General features: G+C 57.9%; 14 protein-coding genes and 3 pseudogenes. 15 read left to right on the top strand and 2 right to left on the bottom strand.

Annotated elements, in window-relative coordinates:
• Positions 1 to 1,146 (bottom strand): annotated as a pseudogene (locus tag JFT80_RS13825) (glycosyl hydrolase family 17 protein); the annotation flags it as partial.
• 301 nt (positions 1,147 to 1,447) lie between these two features.
• Here JFT80_RS13825 and JFT80_RS13820 point away from each other — a divergent pair.
• From JFT80_RS13820 to JFT80_RS13810, 3 genes are all read left to right on the top strand, one after another.
• Complete coding sequence (locus JFT80_RS13820) at positions 1,448 to 2,299, top strand: glycine betaine ABC transporter substrate-binding protein (RefSeq protein ID WP_201148230.1); 852 nt, start codon at positions 1,448 to 1,450, stop codon at positions 2,297 to 2,299.
• A gap of 249 nt (positions 2,300 to 2,548) precedes the next feature.
• Positions 2,549 to 2,860: a DUF485 domain-containing protein gene (locus JFT80_RS13815; RefSeq protein WP_201148229.1), complete on the top strand. Its 312-nt coding sequence runs from the start codon at positions 2,549 to 2,551 to the stop codon at positions 2,858 to 2,860.
• The gene (locus JFT80_RS13810) at positions 2,857 to 4,515 is read left to right on the top strand and encodes a cation acetate symporter (protein ID WP_201148228.1); all 1,659 of its coding nucleotides are present in this window, start codon (positions 2,857 to 2,859) and stop codon (positions 4,513 to 4,515) included. The genes JFT80_RS13815 and JFT80_RS13810 overlap by 4 nt, the downstream gene beginning before the upstream one ends.
• 944 nt (positions 4,516 to 5,459) lie before the next feature.
• Here JFT80_RS13810 and gltA read toward each other — a convergent pair.
• A complete protein-coding gene (gene gltA / locus JFT80_RS13805) occupies positions 5,460 to 6,749 on the bottom strand; it encodes a citrate synthase (RefSeq protein ID WP_008077946.1) in 1,290 nt (429 codons plus the stop codon).
• A gap of 362 nt (positions 6,750 to 7,111) precedes the next feature.
• Here gltA and sdhC point away from each other — a divergent pair, with 362 nt between their 5' ends.
• The 12 genes and pseudogenes from sdhC to JFT80_RS13745 form a co-directional block, all read left to right on the top strand.
• Positions 7,112 to 7,486 (top strand): succinate dehydrogenase, cytochrome b556 subunit, encoded by a 375-nt coding sequence (sdhC, locus tag JFT80_RS13800; protein ID WP_045122948.1) that lies wholly within the window; start codon positions 7,112 to 7,114, stop codon positions 7,484 to 7,486.
• Complete coding sequence (sdhD, locus tag JFT80_RS13795; RefSeq protein WP_007977503.1) at positions 7,480 to 7,848, top strand: succinate dehydrogenase, hydrophobic membrane anchor protein; 369 nt, start codon at positions 7,480 to 7,482, stop codon at positions 7,846 to 7,848. The genes sdhC and sdhD overlap by 7 nt, the downstream gene beginning before the upstream one ends.
• A 3-nt stretch (positions 7,849 to 7,851) precedes the next feature.
• Positions 7,852 to 9,624, top strand: coding sequence for a succinate dehydrogenase flavoprotein subunit (gene sdhA, locus JFT80_RS13790; protein ID WP_201148227.1), 1,773 nt, complete (start codon positions 7,852 to 7,854; stop codon positions 9,622 to 9,624).
• A gap of 11 nt (positions 9,625 to 9,635) precedes the next feature.
• Entirely contained in the window at positions 9,636 to 10,340 is a 705-nt protein-coding gene (locus JFT80_RS13785) for a succinate dehydrogenase iron-sulfur subunit (RefSeq protein ID WP_201148226.1), read from the top strand.
• A gap of 251 nt (positions 10,341 to 10,591) precedes the next feature.
• Entirely contained in the window at positions 10,592 to 13,423 is a 2,832-nt protein-coding gene (locus tag JFT80_RS13780) for a 2-oxoglutarate dehydrogenase E1 component (protein WP_201148225.1), read from the top strand.
• A gap of 42 nt (positions 13,424 to 13,465) precedes the next feature.
• A pseudogene (gene odhB, locus JFT80_RS13775) lies at positions 13,466 to 14,690 on the top strand (2-oxoglutarate dehydrogenase complex dihydrolipoyllysine-residue succinyltransferase).
• A 98-nt stretch (positions 14,691 to 14,788) separates the two neighbouring features.
• Positions 14,789 to 16,225 carry a dihydrolipoyl dehydrogenase gene (gene lpdA / locus JFT80_RS13770; protein ID WP_201148224.1) on the top strand — a complete coding sequence of 479 codons (1,437 nt, stop codon included), beginning with the start codon at positions 14,789 to 14,791 and terminating at the stop codon, positions 16,223 to 16,225.
• Positions 16,226 to 16,407: 182 nt separating this feature from the next.
• Positions 16,408 to 17,574, top strand: coding sequence for an ADP-forming succinate--CoA ligase subunit beta (gene sucC / locus JFT80_RS13765; protein WP_007919879.1), 1,167 nt, complete (start codon positions 16,408 to 16,410; stop codon positions 17,572 to 17,574).
• Positions 17,574 to 18,455, top strand: a complete 882-nt coding sequence (gene sucD / locus JFT80_RS13760) for a succinate--CoA ligase subunit alpha (protein WP_158830677.1) — start codon at positions 17,574 to 17,576, stop codon at positions 18,453 to 18,455. Before sucC ends, sucD begins: the two co-directional genes overlap by 1 nt.
• A 392-nt stretch (positions 18,456 to 18,847) precedes the next feature.
• Complete coding sequence (brnQ, locus tag JFT80_RS13755) at positions 18,848 to 20,161, top strand: branched-chain amino acid transport system II carrier protein (RefSeq protein WP_201148223.1); 1,314 nt, start codon at positions 18,848 to 18,850, stop codon at positions 20,159 to 20,161.
• A 276-nt stretch (positions 20,162 to 20,437) separates the two neighbouring features.
• Positions 20,438 to 21,175 (top strand): DUF599 domain-containing protein, encoded by a 738-nt coding sequence (locus JFT80_RS13750; RefSeq protein ID WP_201148222.1) that lies wholly within the window; start codon positions 20,438 to 20,440, stop codon positions 21,173 to 21,175.
• Positions 21,175 to 21,335 (top strand): annotated as a pseudogene (locus JFT80_RS13745) (MAPEG family protein); the annotation flags it as partial. The gene JFT80_RS13750 and the pseudogene JFT80_RS13745, both read left to right, overlap by 1 nt.

The raw sequence follows: 21,335 nt of genomic DNA, 5'->3' as shown, positions 1-21,335 counted from the left end.
CCAGGTCGCCCCAGGCGCCGATGGAACACGCTGCCAAGGCGCCCAGTAAAGGCAGTACCAGCGCCGCGCGAGTGCTGCGCACGCGACCGCCAAGCACCAGGGTACCGAGGAAAATCAAGCCGCCGACCACCAGCCATTGCGCCCAGTACGGCACGTTCGACACGGGACCGGCCAGCACGCCCTTATCCTGGCGATCAGCATCGAACAGCCCCCAGTAACCGCCCACTGCGCCTTCACTGGCGCGTTTCCATGGCTGGTCGAAGGCTTCGATCAGGTTGTAGTGCCAGCCCTGTTGTTCTGCCATGGCGACAAAACCGCGGATGAACTTGGCTTCATTGACCCGGCTGGGCAGGGCCGTCTCGCGCTGGCGGCCTTCGCTCGGCCAGCCGGTTTCGCCAATCATGACGTCCTTGGGGGCGAATTTGTTGCCGAACACCTGGCGCACTTCGGCCACATGCTGCAGTGCGGCATCAATGTTGGAGGGTCGTCTTCCCAGTACGGCAGCAAATGGATCGTTATGAAATCCACGGCAGGGGCGATTTCGGGGTGTTTTTGCCAAAACTCCCAGACATCGGCATAGGTCACGGGTTGCTTGACCTGGCTCTTGACCCTGTTGATCAGCACGGCCAGTTGCGGGCCGGTGATTTCCTTGCGCAGCAGCACTTCGTTGCCGACGATCACCGACGTCACCACGTCGGCATTGGCGTTGGCCGATTTGATCAGCAGGTCGACTTCCTTTTCGGTGTCCACCGGGTTGCTGTTGACCCAGGCGCCGATCATCAATTTCAGGCCATGCTTGCGCGCCAGATCCGGCAGCGCTTCGAGGCCGGTCATCGAGTAGGTGCGAATGCATTCAAAGCGTGTTGCCAGCAGGGTGAGGTCGGCGTCCATGCGCTCCGGGCGCAACTTGAACGGCACGTCGAAGGGCGACTGGTCTTTGTCGAAGGGCGTGTAGGAGGCGCATTGCAGCTTGTGGGTCGGCGTTGCGGCATCCGGCAGGATCACCGGTTTGCCGAGGCCGTACCAGAAACCGCAGAGTGCAAACAGCCCGAGCAGGCAGGCGAAGAGATAAGGCAGAAAGGGCAAGCGGGAAGTCGCGGACATGGTCAGGCCGAGTGGCTGCAAAGCGACGCATGTTACCTGCATTTAACAGGGGGCAGGTGGCCCGCATGATTTTGACATGCAAAGTTCGGGCGGATTATTTGGCGTCATTTATATAGACGCAGTTAATGGCCTTCTGATGTCGTTTCTCGTTGTCTTGAGGTCGCTGACAGAGCAGGTCGCGTTGGTCGTCAGGTTGATTATCAAAGCCGTCAGTACCCTTATTGATAAATCGCGCTGATGTTCCAACGAGTTTGCGGTCAGGCGTGATGGGGGCGCTGTGCACCATAACAATACGTTGACGTCGCCCGTCATCCGTCGGGCGCAGCATTTCGGGGAAGTAACGATGAAGATGCGACGACTTTTAGGCGCAGGTGCCGCACTGGTGCTTGCGATGAGCTCCACTTTCGCCAGCGCTGAAAAACAGACCCTGAACATCGGTTACGTTGACGGCTGGTCCGACAGCGTTGCGACTACCCACGTAGCCGCCGAAGTGATCAAACAGAAACTCGGCTATGACGTGAAACTGCAAGCCGTTGCTACCGGGATCATGTGGCAGGGTGTTGCCACCGGCAAACTCGACGCCATGCTATCGGCCTGGCTGCCAGTGACCCACGGCGAATATTGGGCGAAGAACAAGGATCTGGTCGTCGATTACGGCCCGAACTTCAAGGATGCAAAAATCGGTCTGATCGTGCCGGAGTACGTAAAAGCCAAGTCCATCGAAGACCTGAAAACCGACGACAGCTTCAAGGGCCGCATCGTTGGCATCGACGCCGGTTCGGGCGTGATGCTCAAGACCGATCAGGCGATCAAGGACTACGGCCTCGACAAATACAGCCTCAAGGCCAGTTCCGGCGCCGGCATGATTGCCGAACTGACCCGTGCCGAGAAGAAAAACGAATCCATCGCCGTCACTGGTTGGGTGCCGCACTGGATGTTCGCCAAGTGGAAACTGCGCTTCCTCGACGACCCGAAAGGCGTGTATGGCGCGGCTGAAACCGTCAACAGCATCGGCAGCAAAGAACTCGACGCCAAAGCGCCGGAAGTGGCCAAGTTCCTGAAAAACTTCCAGTGGGCGTCGAAAGACGAAATCGGCGAAGTGATGCTGGCGATTCAGGACGGTGCCAAGCCTGAGGCCGCAGCCAAGGCCTGGGTCGCCAAGCACCCGGATCGCGTAGCTGACTGGACCAAGTAAATCTGAGGTCAGGCATCTATCCCCTGTAGGAGCTGCCGCAGGCTGCGATCTTTTGATTTTGTTTTTTCAAGATCAAAAGATCGCAGCCTGCGGCAGCTCACAGTCATGTTTAAGGTAGGGAAATTGTTTCCTGCTGGAAAATGGCGAGTCTGTCATGTCGTTCTAATACTAAGGTCGTCTGGAACCGCTCCCGCAGCCGCATACATTAGCTATGTTCCAACAATAATCTGTGCTGCGAGGATAAAAACAATGAACGACAGCATTTACCTCTCGATTCAAAACAGTCCCCGATTCAAGGAGCTGGTGCGAAAAAGGGAAAAGTTCGCCTGGATACTCTCGGCGATCATGCTCGGGCTCTACTCCGGATTCATCCTTCTGATCGCCTACGGGCCGCAAGTGCTCGGGGCAAAACTCAGTCCTGAGTCTTCGATTACCTGGGGCATCCCGATTGGTGTCGGCCTGATTGTCTCGGCCTTCATCCTGACCGCTATCTACGTGCGCCGCGCCAATGGCGAGTTTGACGACCTGAACAATGCGATTCTCAAGGAGGCTCAGCAATGATCCGGCGTCTACTGGCTCTTCTGAGCATCACGGCGTTCGCGCCGGCTGTGTGGGCGGCTGATGCCCTGACCGGCGAAGTCCACAAACAACCGCTGAACGTCGCCGCGATCGCCATGTTCGTGGTGTTCGTGGGTGCGACCCTGTGCATCACTTACTGGGCGTCCAAGCGTAACAAGTCGGCCGCCGACTACTATGCGGCAGGCGGCAAGATCACCGGTTTCCAGAACGGTCTGGCGATTGCTGGCGACTACATGTCGGCGGCGTCCTTCCTGGGGATTTCCGCGCTGGTGTTCACCTCCGGCTACGATGGCCTGATCTACTCGATCGGCTTCCTGGTGGGCTGGCCGATCATTCTGTTCCTGATCGCCGAGCGCCTGCGTAACCTGGGTAAATACACTTTTGCCGACGTGGCGTCCTACCGCCTCGGGCAAACCCAGATCCGCACCCTGTCTGCCTGCGGTTCGCTGGTGGTGGTGGCGTTTTACCTGATCGCGCAAATGGTTGGCGCCGGCAAGCTGATCCAGCTGCTGTTCGGTCTCGACTATTACGTCGCGGTGATTCTGGTCGGCATCCTGATGTGCATGTACGTGCTGTTCGGCGGCATGCTGGCGACCACCTGGGTGCAGATCATCAAGGCTGTGCTGTTGCTGTCCGGTGCCTCGTTCATGGCGCTGATGGTGATGAAGCACGTCAACTTCGACTTCAACATGCTGTTCTCCGAGGCGATCAAGGTTCACCCCAAAGGTGAGGCGATCATGAGCCCGGGCGGTCTGGTGAAAGATCCGATTTCGGCGTTCTCGTTGGGTCTGGCGCTGATGTTCGGTACTGCTGGCCTGCCGCACATTCTGATGCGCTTCTTCACTGTGAGTGACGCGAAGGAAGCCCGTAAGAGCGTGCTGTACGCGACTGGCTTTATTGGTTACTTCTATATCCTGACCTTCATCATCGGCTTCGGCGCGATCCTGCTGGTCAGCACCAACCCGGCCTTTAAAGATGCAGCGGGCGCTCTGCTCGGCGGTAACAACATGGCGGCGGTGCACCTGGCTGACGCGGTGGGCGGCAGTATTTTCCTTGGGTTTATCTCAGCGGTAGCGTTCGCGACCATTCTGGCAGTGGTTGCCGGTCTGACCCTGGCCGGTGCTTCGGCGGTGTCTCACGACCTGTATGCCAGTGTGATCAAAAAGGGCAAAGCCAACGACAAGGATGAGATTCGCGTTTCGAAGATCACCACGATCGCACTGGGGATCCTGGCGATTGGCCTGGGCATCCTGTTCGAAAGCCAGAACATCGCGTTCATGGTTGGCCTGGCGTTCTCGATTGCGGCGAGCTGCAACTTCCCGGTGTTGTTGCTTTCGATGTACTGGAAGAAGCTGACCACGCGTGGCGCGATGATCGGCGGTTGGCTAGGTCTGGTGAGTGCGGTGGGGCTGATGATTCTTGGTCCGACCATTTGGGTGCAGATTCTGCATCATGAGAAGGCGATCTTCCCTTACGAGTATCCGGCGCTGTTTTCGATGATCATCGCGTTCGTGGGCATCTGGTTCTTCTCGATTACTGACAAGTCGGCGGCAGCGGATAAAGAGCGGGCGCTGTTCTTCCCGCAGTTTGTCCGTTCGCAGACAGGTTTGGGGGCGAGTGGGGCGGTTTCTCACTGATAGCAGTAACACGCTTCAAGTTTTAGCTAATGCCCCGATCGAGAGATCGGGGCATTTTTGTTCCTGTCCAAAATGCGTGTTGTCAGGTTCGTCCTCATCGCCAGCAGGCTGGCTCCCACATTGGAATGTGTGCTTCCTGTGGGGGCCAGCCTGCTGGCGACAGCGGTGGTTCAGTCATTGCGTAAAGCCCAGGCTGGCTCCCACATTGGAATGTGTGCTTCCTGTGGAGCCAGCCTGCTGGCGACTAGCAGTGGTTCAGTCATTGCGTAAAGCCCAGGCTGGGTCCCACATTGGAATGTGTGCTTCCTGTGGGAGCCAGCCTGCTGGCGATAGCGGTGGTTCAGTCATTGCGTAAAGCCCAGGCTGGGTTCCACATTGGAATGTGTGCTTCCTGTGGGAGCCAGCCTGCTGGCGACAGCGGTGGTTCAGTCATTGCGTAAAGCCCAGGCTGGGTCCCACATGGAATGTGTGCTTCCTGTGGGAGTCAGCCTGCTGGCGACAGCGGTGGTTCAGTCATTGCGTAAAGCCCAGGCTGGGTCCCGCATTGGAATGTGTGCTTCCTGTGGGAGCCAGCCTGCTGGCGATAGCGGTGGTCCAGTCATTGCGTAAAGCCCAGGCTGGGTTCCACATTGGAATGTGTGCTTCCTGTGGGAGCCAGCCTGCTGGCGACAGCGGTGGTTCAGTCATTGCGTAAAGCCCAGGCTGGGTCCCACATGGAATGTGTGCTTCCTGTGGGAGTCAGCCTGCTGGCGACAGCGGTGGTTCAGTCATTGCGTAAAGCCCAGGCTGGGTCCCGCATTGGAATGTGTGCTTCCTGTGGGAGCCAGCCTGCTGGCGATAGCGGTGGTCCAGTCATTGCGTAAATCCCAGACAAACAAAAACGGCCCCTATATAAATAGAGGCCGTTCCCGGTACAACTTCAAGACATTATCGCAAGACAGGTCTTATTTGCGGTCTTCCAGCTTGGTCAGATCACGCGACTCATAACCGGTATACAACTGGCGCGGACGGCCAATCTTGTACGGGCTCGAAAGCATCTCTTTCCAGTGCGAAATCCAGCCAACAGTACGTGCCAGGGCGAAAATCACAGTGAACATGCTGGTAGGAATGCCGATCGCCTTGAGGATAATCCCCGAGTAGAAGTCGACGTTCGGGTACAGCGAGCGTTCGATGAAGTACGGGTCGGTCAGGGCGATCTCTTCCAGGCGCATGGCCAGTTCGAGTTGCTTGTCGTCCTTGATACCCAACTCTTTCAACACTTCGTCGCAGGTCTGCTTCATTACAGTGGCGCGCGGATCGCGGTTTTTGTAAACGCGGTGACCGAAGCCCATCAGTTTGAACGGATCGTTCTTGTCCTTGGCCTTGGCGATGAACTTGTCGATGTTCGAAACATCGCCAATTTCATCAAGCATGGTCAGCACAGCTTCGTTCGCACCGCCGTGGGCAGGGCCCCACAGTGCGGCGATACCGGCGGCGATACAGGCGAACGGGTTGGCACCCGAAGAGCCCGCGAGGCGTACGGTGGAAGTCGATGCGTTCTGCTCGTGGTCGGCGTGGAGGATGAAGATCCGGTCCATGGCCTTGGCGAGCACCGGGCTGATCGGTTTGATCTCGCACGGGGTGTTGAACATCATGTGCAGGAAGTTTTCCGCGTACGTCAGATCGTTGCGCGGGTACATCATGGGTTGGCCCATGGAGTACTTGTAAACCATCGCTGCCAGGGTCGGCATCTTGGCAACCAGGCGGATCGCGGAGATTTCGCGATGCTGCGGGTTATTGATGTCCAGGGAGTCGTGGTAGAAGGCCGAGAGGGCGCCGACTACACCGCACATGACGGCCATCGGGTGGGCGTCGCGACGGAAACCGTTGAAGAAGGTTTTCAACTGCTCGTGAACCATCGTGTGGTTTTTCACGGTGCTGACGAACTGGGCCTTCTGTTCTGCAGTCGGCAATTCGCCGTTGAGCAGCAGATAGCAGGTTTCCAGGTAGTCCGACTTTTCAGCCAGTTGTTCGATCGGGTAGCCGCGGTGCAACAGAATGCCGTTGTCGCCGTCGATATAGGTAATCTTCGATTCGCACGAGGCGGTCGACATGAAACCAGGGTCGAAAGTGAAGCGGCCCGTGGCCGTCAGGCCCCGAACATCGATTACATCGGGACCAACGGTGCCGGTTAAAATGGGCAGCTCGACGGGGGCTGCGCCCTCGATGATCAACTGCGCTTTTTTGTCAGCCATGTGGCCTCCTATTTATGCTTGAACCATCAGACAGACCCCCCACGCAGGGCCCGCACCACTATAGTGAGATAAATTCGAATGTCAATTTGCCTAAAGTCTTGCTCCAGAAGGCTTTAAGCGCACTTTTTCCTCGAAATTGACTGCCATTTACGCCTTTTATACGACTTGTGCAATCAGCTATTTGGGGTAGGTGATTGCGTTGTCATTAGTAGCCTAACTGTCTATACTCGGCCACCGACCGCCAAGGGCTTTTGGGCCTGCTTTATTGGGGGTCGCATCCCTGGGTGGTGGTTACCTGACCAGTGCACTCCCCAACAACTTTGCCCTGATTGTTAGGGGCTCTTCAGTGTGAAAAAAAAGCCGTGAAAAGCCAACGACCTGTAAACCTAGACCTAAGGACCATCAAACTCCCCATCACCGGCGTTACGTCGTTTCTTCACCGTGTTTCCGGCATCATCCTCTTCCTGGGCCTCGGCTTCATGCTTTATGCATTGGGCAAATCCCTGGGTTCCGAGGAAGGTTTTGCCGAAGTGAAGGCATGCTTGACCAGCCCGCTGGCCAAGTTCGTAGCATGGGGCCTCCTGTCCGCTCTGCTGTATCACCTGGTAGCCGGTGTGCGCCACTTGATCATGGACATGGGCATCGGTGAGACGCTGGAAGGCGGCCGCCTGGGCTCGAAAATCATCATCGCCATTTCCGTGGTGCTGATCGTTCTGGCAGGAGTTTGGATATGGTAACCAGCGTTACGAACCTTTCGCGTTCGGGCCTCTATGACTGGATGGCGCAACGTGTGTCTGCGGTTGTTCTCGCGGCTTATTTCATCTTCCTGATCGGATACCTTGCAGCGAATCCGGGCATTGGCTACGACCAGTGGCACGGCCTGTTCGCTCACAACGGGATGCGTATCTTCAGTCTGCTGGCCCTCGTTGCCCTTGGCGCTCACGCCTGGGTCGGCATGTGGACCATCGCGACCGACTACCTGACGCCGATGGCGCTGGGCAAGTCCGCGACTGCAGTACGTTTCCTTTTCCAGGCAGTATGCGGCGTCGCGATGTTCGCTTACTTCGTCTGGGGTGTGCAGATTCTCTGGGGTATCTGATTCATGGCTAACATTCCAACGATTTCTTTCGACGCCATCATTATTGGTGGTGGCGGTGCCGGCATGCGCGCGGCGCTGCAACTGGCCCAGGGCGGTCACAAGACTGCCGTGATCACCAAGGTGTTCCCGACCCGTTCGCACACCGTTTCGGCCCAGGGTGGCATCACTTGCGCCATCGCTTCTGCCGATCCAAACGATGACTGGCGCTGGCACATGTACGATACCGTCAAGGGTTCCGACTACATCGGTGACCAGGACGCTATCGAATACATGTGTCAGGAAGGCCCGGCTGCCGTTTACGAGCTGGACCACATGGGTATGCCGTTCTCGCGTACCGAGCAAGGCCGTATCTACCAGCGTCCGTTCGGTGGTCAGTCCAAGGACTACGGTAAAGGCGGGCAGGCTGCCCGTACTTGCGCCGCTTCCGACCGTACCGGTCACGCGCTGCTGCACACCCTTTATCAGGGCAACCTGAAAGCCGGTACCACGTTCCTGAACGAGTACTACGCTGTCGATCTGGTGAAAAACCAGGAAGGCGACTTCGTTGGTGTGATCGCGATCTGCATCGAAACCGGCGAAACCACCTACATCCGCGCTAAAGCCACCGTATTGGCTACCGGCGGTGCAGGTCGTATCTATGCATCCACCACCAACGCCCTGATCAACACAGGTGACGGCGTCGGCATGGCCCTGCGTGCTGGCGTGCCGGTACAAGACATTGAAATGTGGCAGTTCCACCCAACCGGCATCGCCGGCGCCGGTGTACTGGTTACAGAAGGTTGCCGTGGTGAAGGTGGTTACCTGATCAACAAGCACGGCGAGCGTTTCATGGAGCGTTATGCTCCGAACGCCAAAGACCTTGCCGGTCGTGACGTGGTTGCTCGCTCGATGGTTAAGGAAATCATCGCCGGCAACGGTTGCGGTCCGAATGGCGACCACGTAATGCTCAAACTCGACCACTTGGGCGAGGAAGTGCTGCACAGCCGTCTGCCAGGCATCTGCGAACTGTCGAAGACGTTCGCTCACGTTGACCCGGTTGTTGCGCCGGTTCCGGTTGTTCCGACTTGCCACTATATGATGGGCGGCGTTGCCACCAACATTCATGGCCAGGCGATCACCCAGAACGCCGAAGGCGTGGATCAGATCATTCCTGGTCTGTTCGCGGTAGGTGAAGTGGCTTGCGTATCGGTTCACGGTGCCAACCGTCTGGGCGGCAACTCGCTGCTCGACCTGGTGGTATTCGGCCGCGCTGCCGGCCTGCACCTGGAAAAAGCGCTGACCGACGGCATCGAATACGACGACGCTACCGAAGCCGATATCGAAGCTGCCCTGTCGCGTCTGAACGCGCTGAACAGCCGTACCGATGGCGAAGACGTTGCAACCCTGCGTCGCGAGCTGCAAAGCTGCATGCAGAACTACTTCGGCGTATTCCGCACTGGCGAATACATGCAGAAAGGTATCGCTCAGCTCGCTGACCTGCGTACCCGCATCGCCAACGTGAAGATCAACGATAAGTCGCAGGCGTTCAACACTGCCCGTATCGAAGCGCTGGAACTGCAAAACCTGCTGGAAGTGGCTGAAGCTACCGCCATCGCTGCCGAAGTCCGTAAAGAGTCGCGCGGTGCTCACGCCCGTGAAGACTTCGAAGACCGTGACGACGAAAACTGGCTGTGCCACACCCTGTACTTCCCGGGTGACAAGCGCGTAACCAAGCGTGCCGTGAACTTCTCGCCGAAGACTGTTCCGACTTTCGAACCTAAAGTCCGGACTTATTAAGGGTGACCGCCATGTTGAAAGTCAGTGTTTATCGCTACAACCCTGATCAGGACGCTGCGCCGTTCATGCAGGAATTCCAGGTCGATACCGGTGGTAAAGACCTGATGGTGCTGGACGTGCTGGCCCTGATCAAAGAGCAGGACGAGGGTTTCTCCTATCGTCGCTCTTGCCGTGAAGGCGTCTGCGGCTCCGACGGCATGAACATCAACGGCAAGAACGGTCTGGCGTGCATCACGCCGCTGTCTGCCGTTGTAAAAGGTAACAAGTTGGTTGTTCGTCCGCTGCCAGGTTTGCCGGTTATCCGTGACCTGGTCGTCGATATGAGCATCTTCTACAAGCAATACGAGAAGGTGAAGCCTTACCTGCAGAACGACACGCCGGCTCCGGCCATCGAGCGTCTGCAGTCGCCTGAAGAGCGTGAAAAGCTCGACGGTCTGTACGAGTGCATCCTGTGCGCTTGCTGCTCGACCTCTTGCCCGTCCTTCTGGTGGAACCCGGACAAGTTCCTGGGTCCAGCTGCACTGCTGCAAGCTTATCGCTTCCTGGCAGACAGCCGTGACACCAAGACCAGCGAGCGTCTGGCTTCGCTCGATGACCCGTTCAGCGTATTCCGCTGCCGGGGCATCATGAACTGCGTCAACGTATGTCCGAAAGGCCTGAACCCGACTAAGGCCATCGGTCACATCCGTAACATGCTGCTTTCGAGCGGCGTGTGATTCAGCTGCTGTAACCGCTGTACCGTAGAGGCTGTGGCGCGGGCTTCAACCCGCGTCATGGCTATAACCAGAGCAGTAGCCACAAGCTGCCGCTCTTATTTTGAAGAAATGAGACAAGCAGGGGCATCCGGGCTGGTACCCGGACTATCAGTGTGATCCTAAGTGGCTTGTTTTAGTCGCTGCATTCGGACTTCTGCAAGTTTGCTCGGTGTCGACATCGATGGTGTTCCCCTAACCGAGGGTGACCAAGCATGCAAGAAAGCGTGATGCAGCGCATGTGGAACAGCGCCTACCTTTCAGGTGGAAACGCTGCCTATGTGGAAGAGCTTTATGAGCTCTACCTGCACGACCCTAACGCTGTGCCAGAAGAGTGGCGCACCTACTTTCAGAAGTTGCCTGCCGACGGCAACTCTGCCACTGATGTTTCGCACTCCACAATTCGCGATCATTTCGTGCTGCTGGCAAAGAACCAGCGCCGCGCTCAACCGGTTTCCGCCGGCAGCGTGAGCAGTGAGCACGAGAAGAAGCAAGTTGAAGTGCTGAGATTGATCCAGGCCTACCGTATGCGTGGCCACCAGGCAGCCCAGCTTGACCCGCTGGGGCTGTGGCAGCGTCCTGCACCTGCAGACCTGTCGATCAATCATTACGGCTTGACCAATGCCGATCTTGATACGACCTTCCGTGCCGGCGACCTGTTCATCGGCAAAGAGGAGGCGAGCCTACGCGAAATTCACGAAGCGTTGCAGCAGACATATTGCCGCACCATCGGCGCTGAATTCACGCACATCACCGATTCCGAGCAGCGCCAGTGGTTCCAGCAACGTCTGGAAAGCGTACGCGGCCGTCCGACTTACTCCGCCGACATCAAGAGCCACCTGCTCGAGCGTGTCACTGCCGGCGAAGGCCTGGAAAAATACCTGGGTACCAAATACCCGGGTACCAAGCGTTTCGGCCTGGAAGGCGGCGAGAGCCTGATTCCGATGCTCGACGAGCTGATCCAGCGTTCCGGTTCCTACGGCACCAAGGAAATCGTTATCGGCATGGCCCACCGTGGCCGTCTGAACGTGCTGGTCAACACCTTCGGCAAGAACCCGCGCGAGCTGTTCGACGAGTTCGAAGGCAAGAAGAAGGTCGAGCTGGGTTCCGGTGACGTTAAATATCACCAGGGCTTCTCGTCCAACGTCATGACCGCCGGCGGTGAAGTTCACCTGGCCATGGCGTTCAACCCGTCCCACCTGGAAATCGTTTCCCCGGTGGTAGAAGGTTCGGTTCGCGCCCGTCAGGATCGTCGTAACGACCCGACTGGTGAGAAGGTTCTGCCGATCTCCATCCACGGTGATGCTGCATTTGCAGGTCAGGGCGTGGTCATGGAAACCTTCCAGATGTCGCAGACCCGCGGTTTCAAAACCGGCGGCACCGTGCACATCGTGATCAACAACCAGGTTGGTTTCACCATCAGCAACCCGCTGGACTCGCGTTCCACCGAGTACGCCACCGACGTTGCGAAGATGATCCAGGCGCCGATCCTCCATGTGAATGGCGATGATCCGGAAGCCGTGTTGTTCGTGACTCAGCTGGCCATTGATTACCGCATGCAGTTCAAGCGTGACGTGGTGATCGACCTGGTCTGCTACCGTCGTCGCGGCCACAACGAGGCCGACGAGCCAAGCGGCACCCAGCCTCTGATGTATCAGCAGATCACCAAGCAGCGCACCACCCGTGAGCTGTACGCTGATCGCCTGACTCAGGGCGGTGTGCTGGACGTTGAACGCGTTCAGGCCAAGGTCGACGAATACCGCAACGCGCTGGACAACGGTCTGCACGTAGTGAAATCGCTGGTCAAAGAGCCGAACAAAGAGCTGTTCGTGGACTGGCGTCCGTATCTGGGCCACGCCTGGACTGCGCGTCACGACACTCGCTTTGATCTGAAGACCCTGCAGGAACTGTCCGCCAAGCTGCTGGAAATTCCGGAAGGCTTCGTGGTTCAGCGTCAGGTTGCGAAGATCTACGAAGACCGTCAGAAGATGCAAGCCGGCGGCCTGCCGATCAACTGGGGTTACGCCGAAACCATGGCGTACGCGACCCTGGCGTTCGAAGGTCACCCGATCCGCATGACGGGTCAGGACATCGGCCGCGGTACGTTCTCGCACCGTCACGCTGTGCTGCACAACCAAAAGGACGCGGGTACCTACATTCCTCTGGCGCACTTGTACGACGGTCAACCACGTTTTGACCTGTACGACTCGTTCCTGTCGGAAGAAGCGGTATTGGCTTTCGAATACGGCTACTCGACCACCACGCCGGACGCGCTGGTGATCTGGGAAGCCCAGTTCGGCGACTTCGCCAACGGTGCACAGGTTGTAATCGACCAGTTCATCACCAGTGGCGAGCACAAGTGGGGCCGTCTCTGCGGTCTGACCATGCTGTTGCCACACGGTTATGAAGGTCAGGGCCCTGAGCACAGCTCGGCACGTCTTGAGCGTTACCTGCAACTGTGTGCCGAGCACAATATTCAGGTCGCCGTTCCGACCACGCCAGCTCAGATCTACCACTTGCTGCGTCGTCAGGTGATTCGCCCACTGCGCAAGCCGTTGATCGTACTGACGCCGAAGTCGCTGCTGCGCCACAAGCTGGCCATCTCGACACTGGAAGATCTGGCCGAAGGTTCGTTCCAGACCGTGATCCCGGAAATCGATACTCTGGACCCGAAAAAGGTCGAGCGCGTTGTTCTGTGTAGCGGCAAGGTTTACTACGACCTGCTGGAAAAACGCCGTGCCGAAGGCCGTGACGATATCGCCATCGTGCGTATCGAGCAGCTGTACCCATTCCCTGAGGACGACTTGAAAGAAGTCCTGGCTCCTTATACCAACGTCAAGCATGCCGTTTGGTGTCAGGAAGAGCCGATGAACCAGGGTGCCTGGTACTGCAGCCAGCATCACTTGCGTCGTAGCATCAGCAACCTCGACAAGTCTCTCGTACTTGAGTACGCGGGCCGTGAGGCTTCTGCTGCACCTGCTTGTGGTTACGCATCGATGCACGCCGAGCAGCAGGAAAGTCTCCTGCAAGCCGCGTTTACCGTTTAATGCCTTCGCGCACCTGAAACCGAATTTAAGGAACTACAGATAATGGCTATCGAGATCAAAGCCCCCACTTTCCCGGAATCGGTTGCCGATGGCACCGTTGCCACCTGGCACAAAAAACCGGGCGACGCTGTCAAGCGCGACGATCTGATCGTTGACATCGAAACTGACAAGGTCGTACTGGAAGTTCTGGCTACTGCTGACGGCGTGCTGGGCGCAATCGTCAAGAACGAAGGCGACACCGTTCTGTCCGACGAAGTCCTGGGCTCCATCGAAGCGGGCGGCGCTGCTGCCGCTGCTCCAGCCGCCGCTGCTGCTCCGGCCGCTGCTGCCGCTGCACCGGCTGCTGGTGAAGGCGAAGACGATCCTGTTGCTGCTCCAGCCGCGCGCAAGCTGGCCGAAGAAAACGGCATCAACATCGCTTCCGTTGCCGGCACCGGCAAAGGCGGTCGTGTGACCAAGGAAGACGTGGTTGCTGCTGTTGCTGCCAAGAAAGCCGCACCGGCTGCCGCACCTGCCAAGGCTGCTGCTCCTGCTGCCGCTGCGCCAGTGTTCGCCGCTGGCGACCGCATCGAAGAAACGCGTACCGATGACCCGCGTTCGTGCCACTGTGGCCAAGCGTCTGGTTGAAGCTCAGTCGAACATGGCGATGCTGACCACTTTCAACGAAGTCGACATGACCGAAGTCATGGCCCTGCGTTCGAAGTACAAGGATCTGTTCGAGAAGTCCCACAACGGCGTACGCCTGGGCTTCATGTCGTTCTTCGTGAAAGCGGCCACCGAAGCGCTGAAACGCTTCCCGGCTGTCAACGCGTCGATCGACGGCGGCGACATCGTTTACCACGGTTACGCGGACATCGGCGTTGCCGTTTCCAGCGACCGTGGCCTGGTTGTTCCGGTTCTGCGTAACGCCGAACTGATGAGCCTGGCTGAAATCGAAGGCGGCATCGCAACATTCGGCAAAAAAGCCCGTGACGGCAAACTGTCGATGGACGAGATGACCGGTGGTACCTTCACCATCACCAACGGTGGTACCTTCGGTTCGATGATGTCGACCCCGATCGTCAACCCGCCGCAGGCAGCGATTCTGGGCATGCACAACATCATCCAGCGTCCTATGGCCATCAATGGTCAGGTCGTTATCCGTCCGATGATGTACCTGGCACTGTCCTACGATCACCGTCTGATCGATGGCAAAGAAGCTGTGACCTTCCTGGTGACCATCAAGAACCTGCTGGAAGATCCGGCACGTCTGTTGCTGGATATTTGATAGAAGCAGCTGCAAGTCTCAAGCTGCAAGCTGCGAGTAACCGCAGTTTGGCTTGAGGCTTGCGGCTTCACGCTTGCTGCAAAAAAGAGGATTTTTGAATGTCGCAGAAATTTGACGTAGTAGTGATCGGTGCTGGCCCTGGTGGCTACGTGGCTGCCATCAAGGCGGCGCAGCTGGGTCTGACCACTGCCTGCATCGAGAAGTACACCGACGCCGAAGGCAAGCAAGCCCTGGGCGGCACTTGCCTGAACGTGGGCTGCATTCCTTCCAAGGCGCTGCTGGACAGCTCCTGGAAATACAAGGAAGCGAAAGAAAGCTTCAACGTTCACGGTATCTCGACCGGCGAAGTCAAAATGGACGTCGCTGCGATGGTCGGCCGCAAGGCTGGCATCGTCAAGAACCTGACCGGCGGCGTTGCCACCCTGTTCAAGGCCAACGGCGTTACTTCGATCCAGGGCCACGGCAAACTGCTGGCTGGCAAGAAAGTCGAAGTCACCAAGCCAGACGGCTCGGTTGAAGTCATCGAAGCTGAAAACGTGATCCTGGCTCCAGGCTCGCGTCCTATCGACATTCCACCGGCTCCGGTTGATCAGAACGTCATCGTCGATTCGACGGGCGCACTGGAATTCCAAACCGTACCGAAGCGTCTGGGCGTGATCGGCGCTGGCGTGATCGGTCTGGAACTGGGTTCGGTCTGGTCGCGTCTGGGTTCTGAAGTCGTGGTTCTGGAAGCACTGGAGAAGTTCCTGCCAGCGGCTGACGAAGCCGTTTCCAAGGAAGCGCTGAAAACCCTGACCAAACAAGGTCTGGACATCAAACTAGGCGCCCGCGTGACCGGCTCGAAAGTCAACGGCGACGAAGTCGTTGTGAACTACACCGATGCCAACGGCGAACAGACCATCACTTTCGACAAGCTGATCGTAGCCGTTGGTCGCCGTCCGGTGACCACTGATCTGCTGGCTTCCGACAGCGGCGTGACCCTCGACGAGCGCGGTTTCGTGCACGTTGACGATCACTGCGCGACCACCGTACCGGGCGTTTTCGCCATCGGTGACGTGGTTCGCGGCATGATGCTGGCTCACAAGGCATCCGAAGAAGGCATCATGGTTGTCGAGCGCATCAAGGGCCACAAAGCCCAGATGAACTATGACCTGATCCCTTCGGTTATTTATACTCACCCGGAAATCGCGTGGGTTGGCAAAACCGAGCAGGCCTTGAAAGCTGAAGGCGTTGAAGTTAACGTCGGCACCTTCCCGTTCGCCGCTTCCGGCCGTGCCATGGCCGCCAACGATACCGGTGGTTTCGTCAAGGTCATCGCTGATGCCAAGACTGACCGCGTATTGGGCGTGCACGTGATTGGCCCGAGCGCTGCAGAGCTGGTTCAGCAGGGCGCGATCGGTATGGAATTCGGCACCAGCGCTGAAGACCTGGGCATGATGGTTTTCTCCCATCCGACCCTGTCTGAAGCCTTGCACGAAGCTGCTTTGGCTGTGAATGGCGGCGCCATCCACATTGCCAACCGCAAGAAGCGTTAACAGACAATAAGAAACCACGGCGGTAACGGCCCGTCGTGAGCCTTGCGAGCAAGACTCACCGCGGAATGTCCGCTGGACGCAGTCTTGCGTAGCTCAGCTACGCAAGCAGCAGTCACAGGTGGCGCGGCACTCAAACGAGCGCAGCGCCGAATGCGCAGTACCTAACGAAGACGGTAAAAAGCATGAATCTTCACGAGTATCAGGGTAAGCAGCTGTTCGCTGAATACGGCCTGCCAGTTTCCACTGGTTACGCAGTAGACACCCCGGAAGCAGCAGCAGAAGCTTGCGACAAAATTGGCGGCAGTGAGTGGGTTGTCAAAGCCCAGGTCCACGCCGGTGGTCGCGGTAAAGCGGGCGGCGTCAAGCTGGTTCGCAGCAAAGAAGACGCCAAAGCCTTCGCACAGCAGTGGCTGGGCAAGCGTCTGGTGACTTACCAGACTGATGCCAATGGCCAGCCAGTCACCAAGATCCTGGTTGAATCGTGCACTGATATCGCTAAAGAGCTGTACCTGGGCGCTGTCGTTGACCGTTCGAGCCGTCGCATCGTGTTCATGGCTTCCACCGAAGGTGGCGTGGACATCGAGAAAATCGCTCACGACACTCCAGAAAAAATTCTCAAAGCCACTATCGATCCACTGGTTGGCGCTCAGCCATTCCAGGGTCGCGAGTTGGCATTCCAGCTGGGTCTGGAAGGCAAGCAGGTTGCTCAGTTCGCCAAGATCTTCGTAGGTCTGGCCAAACTGTTCAAGGATCACGACCTGGCTCTGCTGGAAGTGAACCCGCTGGTGATCAAGGCTGACGGCGATCTGCACTGCCTGGACGCCAAGATCAACATCGACGCCAACGCAATGTACCGTCAGCCTAAGCTGAAGACTTTCCACGATCCGTCGCAAGACGATCCGCGCGAAGCGCACGCTGCCAAGTTCGAACTGAACTACGTAGCACTGGAAGGCAACATCGGCTGCATGGTCAACGGTGCTGGCCTGGCCATGGGTACCATGGACATCGTCAACCTGCATGGCGGCAAACCAGCCAACTTCCTCGACGTAGGTGGTGGCGCTACCAAAGAACGCGTTACCGAAGCGTTCAAAATCATTCTGTCCGACACCAACGTCGCTGCAGTACTGGTTAACATCTTCGGCGGCATCGTTCGTTGCGACATGATTGCCGAAGGCATCATCGGTGCAGTGAAAGAAGTCGGCGTGAAAATCCCGGTTGTTGTTCGCCTTGAAGGTAACAACGCTGAGCTGGGCGCTAAAGTACTGGCAGAAAGCGGTTTGAACATCATCGCTGCTACCAGCCTGACCGACGCTGCTCAACAAGTTGTCAAAGCTGCGGAGGGCAAATAATGAGCGTCCTGATCAATAAAGACACCAAAGTTATCTGCCAGGGTATTACCGGTTCGCAAGGTAGTTTCCACACCCAGCAAGCCATCGAATACGGCACCAAGATGGTTGGCGGCGTAACTCCAGGCAAAGGCGGCACCGAGCACCTGGGTCTGCCAGTGTTCAACACCGTTAAAGACGCAGTAGCGGCCACTGGCGCTACCGCCAGCGTGATCTACGTTCCGGCTCCTTTCTGCAAAGATTCGATCCTGGAAGCTGCTTTCGGCGGCATCAAGCTGATCGTCTGCATCACCGAAGGCATTCCTACCCTGGACATGCTGGATGCCAAAGTAGTTTGCGACGATCTGGGCATTGTCCTGATCGGCCCTAACTGCCCAGGCGTGATCACTCCGGGCGAGTGCAAGATCGGCATCATGCCAGGTCACATTCACTTGCCAGGCAAGGTCGGTATCGTTTCGCGTTCCGGCACCCTGACCTACGAAGCTGTAAAGCAGACTACTGACGCCGGTTTCGGTCAGTCGACTTGCGTCGGCATCGGTGGTGACCCGATCCCGGGTTCGAACTTCATCGACATCCTGAAGCTGTTCCAGGAAGACCCGAAGACCGAAGCGATCGTAATGATCGGTGAGATCGGCGGTTCGGCTGAAGAAGAAGCGGCTGCCTACATCAAGGCACACGTGACCAAGCCGGTTGTTTCCTACATCGCTGGTGTGACTGCTCCTCCGGGCAAGCGCATGGGCCATGCTGGCGCAATCATCTCTGGCGGCAAAGGCACTGCAGACGAGAAATTCGCTGCACTGCAAGACGCAGGCGTTAAAACCGTGCGTTCGCTGGCAGACATCGGCAAGGCCCTGGCCGAGCTGACTGGTTGGGCCGTCAAGTAAGCCTCGCGCTTAGCTGACGCTTCACCAAACAAAGGCCACCTTCGGGTGGCCTTTGTCGTTTGTGAAGAGCAAAGGATCGCAGCCTCGTTTCTCTCGACAGCGCCTACAGCGAAAGGCCAACCCCTGTAGGGGCTGCCGAGAGAAACGAGGCTGCGATCTTTTGACTTTTACATATGCAAACGCGACACAGAAACGTCGCGTATCGGATAGTTCGCCCTCTAACAGTGCGTTTGTAAGCCAAATTCGTTAGGCTAGCAGCCATTTTTGCGTCTGCCGCCCACAAGGCATGCAACGCGCTTTAAGGGTCAGTCCCATACGGATCGACAGCATTTCCCTAATTACACAGGGCAATCCCCCTCTAAATTCCGATTCAGTAGTGTGGTATTACCTTAATGAAAGTTTTGAAAGGTCAGGACATCCTGGCACTTGGCTTTATGACATTTGCCCTGTTCGTCGGGGCTGGCAACATTATCTTCCCGCCTATCGTTGGCTTGCAGGCCGGACCTCACGTCTGGATGGCCGCGCTGGGCTTCCTGATCACCGCAGTGGGTCTGCCGGTGATCACCGTCGTTGCACTGGCCAAGGTCGGTGGGGCGATGGACGCGCTGAGCAGCCCGATCGGTAAAGTCGCCGGCGGCATTCTTGCGGCTGCGTGCTACCTGGCGGTCGGTCCGTTGTTCGCCACCCCGCGTACCGCGACCGTATCGTTTGAAGTAGGCCTGGCGCCGCTGACCGGCGAAAGCCCGCTGGCGCTGTTCCTCTACAGCTCGGTGTACTTCCTGCTGGTGTTCTTCATCTCGCTCTACCCTGGGCGTTTGCTGGACACCGTCGGCCGCTTCCTCGCGCCGCTGAAGATCATCGCGCTGGCAGTGCTCGGTATCGCTGCATTCGCCTTGCCGGCGGGTGACATCGGCCAGGGCACGCCGGAATACGTCGCGGCGCCGTTCTCGCAGGGTTTCATCAATGGTTACCTGACGATGGATACCCTTGGCGCGCTGGTGTTCGGTATCGTCATCGTTAACGCGATCCGCTCCCGTGGCGTCGAGTCGCCGAAGTTGATCACCCGCTACGCGATCATTGCGGGCTTGATCGCTGGTGTCGGTCTGGCGCTGGTGTACATCAGCCTGTTCCGCCTCGGTTCGGGCAGCCATGAAGTGGCCGTCGGTGCAACCAACGGCGCGGCGGTATTGCACGCTTACGTGCAACACACCTTCGGTTCGCTGGGCAGCGGTTTCCTTGCCGTGCTGATCTCGCTGGCGTGCCTGGTAACGGCGGTCGGTCTGACCTGTGCCTGTGCCGAGTACTTCAGCCGTGTGCTGCCACTGTCCTACAAGACTCTGGTGATCATTCTGGCGGCGTTCTCGCTGCTGGTGTCCAACCTGGGCCTGACCAAGCTGATCGCCTTCTCCATCCCGGTGCTGACGGCGATCTACCCGCCATGCATCGTTCTGGTCGCGCTGAGCTTCTGCAAAGACTTCTGGCACGAACACGGTCGTATTCTCGGCCCAGTGATGCTGGTGTCGTTCCTGTTCGGCGGCATCGATGCGCTGAAAGGCGCCGGTCTGGCCGACTGGCTGCCAACGCAACTGTCGCACCTGCCGCTGAGCGAGCAGGGCCTGGCGTGGCTGGTGCCATGCGTGATGACCCTTGTGGTTGCAGTGGTTTGCGATCGCCTGCTGGGCAAGCGCGAAGAAGCACTGGCTTAACCTGCCTTTCCAGCCTGTCAAAAGCGGGCCTGGAGCGCACATGGAAATGCCCCGTATCAATCGATACGGGGCATTTTTTTATGGGGAGATGCGGTGCCTTTTCTTCTGCGCTAACGTCGAAGCATTGCAAAACCCATTGCAGGAGCCAGCTTGCTCGCGAGGTTTGTGAACCATGGCGCGTGTTTTCCGAATAAACGCGTTGCTCCCTGGTTCTTCGCGAGCGAGCTCGTTCCTACAGGGGTATGGTGTTCCGGCCACTAGATCACAAGGACCCGCATGTCGTTCATCCAAGCCAATCTGATCCACCTGCTCGCCGCCTGCTGGTTTGTCATCTGCTGGGGCGGTTACACCCGTTATGCCACCTGGAAGGGCCGTGATACCGCGTGCCTGGCCAGCGTGCTGCACCTGTACCGCGAAGACTGGATGCGCCGCATGCTGCTGCGTGATAACCGTATTGCGGACGCCAGCGTGATCGGCAATCTGGAGCGCAACGCCTCGTTTTTCGCCTCCAGCACGTTGATCATCCTCGCCGGTATTCTCACCGTCCTTGGTGCTTCCGAGCGCGCGGTGTCATTGCTCGCGGATATCCCGATGGTGCAACAGGCATCGCAGGGTATGTCGGAGATCAAGCTGCTGTGCCTGGCGATGGTGTTTGTCTACGCCTTCTTCACGTTCAGTTGGTGCATGCGCCAGTACAATTTTGCGGCGGTACTGGTCGGTTCGGCGCCGATGATCGGTGAGCGCCATGTCTCCGAGCAGGAGCGCAAGGCGTTTGCTGCACGCGCGGCGCGGGTGATTTCGATGGCGGCCAACCAGTTCAACTTCGGCCTGCGCTCTTACTACTTCGGCATGACCATGCTGGCGTGGTTCGTCAGCCCGTGGTTGTTCATGTTACTGAGCGCGGGTGTGGTGCTGGTCCTGTACCGTCGCGAGTTTCATTCCGACGTTCTCGATGTAATGGTCTATACCCCTACAGAGGCGCCTATCCCCGAGGCGAACAAAGAGGTCGTTTGATGAGTATTCCGTTCTGGTGTGTGTTTATCAGTGCGCTGCTGATTTATATCGCGCGCATGCCCGTGGCCAAGGCCATGAAAGAGCAGGGTGGTTACAACAATCACCTGCCACGTCAGCAGCAGGCACAACTGACCGGGTTTGGCGCACGGGCATTGGCGGC

It is taken from the genome of Pseudomonas sp. TH10, from assembly GCF_016651255.1.
Classification (GTDB): domain Bacteria; phylum Pseudomonadota; class Gammaproteobacteria; order Pseudomonadales; family Pseudomonadaceae; genus Aquipseudomonas.
This window is presented reverse-complemented; position numbering and strand designations above follow the sequence as displayed.